The sequence below is a fragment of the Moorena sp. SIO3I6 genome (assembly GCF_010672095.1).
On record NZ_JAAHHU010001178.1, the window covers coordinates 1 to 1,599 of the forward strand.

Consider the following 1,599-nt stretch of genomic DNA (forward strand, 5'->3'; position numbering starts at 1 on the left):
ACCCTCTGGCCAGGCATACCATTGTACTATAGCGAAGGTTTGCCGCTGATTCCACCCACGAAAGAAACGGGCGTTAACCACACTTTTGGGGTAGCTTTTGGGCTGGGTTGTGATGGTCGGATCAGCCTCGGTCTTCTCCTCAACATCAGATCCGTTGACCACAAACTTGATTTGACTATAAGAATCCGTCTTCCATTGTCCCAATCGTTGTCTCATAAATCCGCTAAGATCTTCCCATTCTACCTGTGGCTGGGATTTAGGACCATTTTGGGGAAGCAAAAATAACCACACTGGTTTTTGCTGATCCTGCTCTATGAACTGCAAAGACCATTTATGGCCGCCAATCCTTATGGTTTGTTGCTCAACAGTTTGCCAGTCAGATAGTTCTATTCCCGTCTTGCGGATAACTTTTATCTGTTGGAGGTTAGTCACTGGTGGCAGTTTTGCCCAAGGCCAGTTTCCTGTCAAGTAACCTGGTACTGCTCCGATTATTACCAAGACTAACAGCAACACCAGTAAGACTCCCCTGGAGATTTGCCAGGGCTTAATTAACTTAATTAAACTTACTGATTTCATGATTCTCTAGCCTTTATCGGATTTCTGAGGTACACATATTTTTTTCCCTATTCTTTGTTCCCTATTCCCTGTTCCCTAAAATACCAAAATTGTGTACCTCACCCAATTAAAAACTATAATGTTTAATCTTGATGGTTAGCCAACGGAGTCAAGTTGGGGTCTGAAGGGAAGTATTTTTCAATGAACTTCATTAATAGAACCAGCATCACTAACATCATCGCTGAATACAGGTCGCCGCCCCAGCTTTCATGCAGCCAATGAAATGCCTTATCTTGCCCACTGCCATGGAAAAACGTAAGCACACTATTGCGGACAATATTAGCACTAACACTGATAACCAGCGCACCGGATAACAGCCAAATAGTCTTTAGACGTGACTCAATAGCACCGCTCCAGTAAAGCAACATCAAACTCACATACAGGCAAGTAAATAACATCTTAAGACCAGCACAGTGGGGCGCTACCTCCACAATTCGGTCACTTACGAACAAGTTAATCCCTTCGAGTCTGACATTCATCCCAAACTGAGTCAGAATAAAGGCAGCCATGGCAGCAATAAAGCGTTGTAGGGGCAAGATATAAGGTTCAATCAAATAGGGAACTGCTGTTGGAGTTGCCAAAGCCACTAGCAGCAAAGGAAAACTTTGTAGCTTAAAGCCACCAATCCCTTTTAACCATAGGCTCATACCAGCTAAAACCATTGGAAACGATAAATTTACCAGTTCTGATTGACCGCTAAGATAGCTTACTGCTCCAATCATCAGTAACACTACACCAAAGGGATGCGCTGTATCAGTAAGATTATGCCACCGTCGTCGGTTCGTCCACACAATATTGGCAGCAAACGGTAGCCCAATCAAACCATGGCTAAAGTATTCATGGGTAATGCTGATACTTTTGTTGAGCCAGCCATTATACCAATGCATCAGCACAGGACCATAAATAATGACTAGCAAAGCGATGATCAAACCGTCCAGTAGATAGCGATCAATGGCAATAGGAATTTTGCGTCCAATGTGCATA

Annotated in this window: 2 protein-coding genes; both read right to left on the reverse strand. The window is 43.6% G+C overall.

Annotation, left to right across the window (positions count from 1 at the left end; all coding sequences use genetic code 11):
• On the reverse strand, nt 1–576 hold a 576-nt coding region (locus F6K49_RS47430), incomplete at its 3' end, for a cyanoexosortase B system-associated protein (RefSeq protein WP_293109485.1).
• Between the two features lie 122 nt (nt 577–698).
• Nucleotides 699–1,598: a cyanoexosortase B gene (gene crtB / locus F6K49_RS47435; protein WP_293109488.1), complete on the reverse strand. Its 900-nt coding sequence runs from the start codon at nt 1,596–1,598 to the stop codon at nt 699–701.
• Between the last annotated feature and the right edge of the window lies 1 nt (nt 1,599).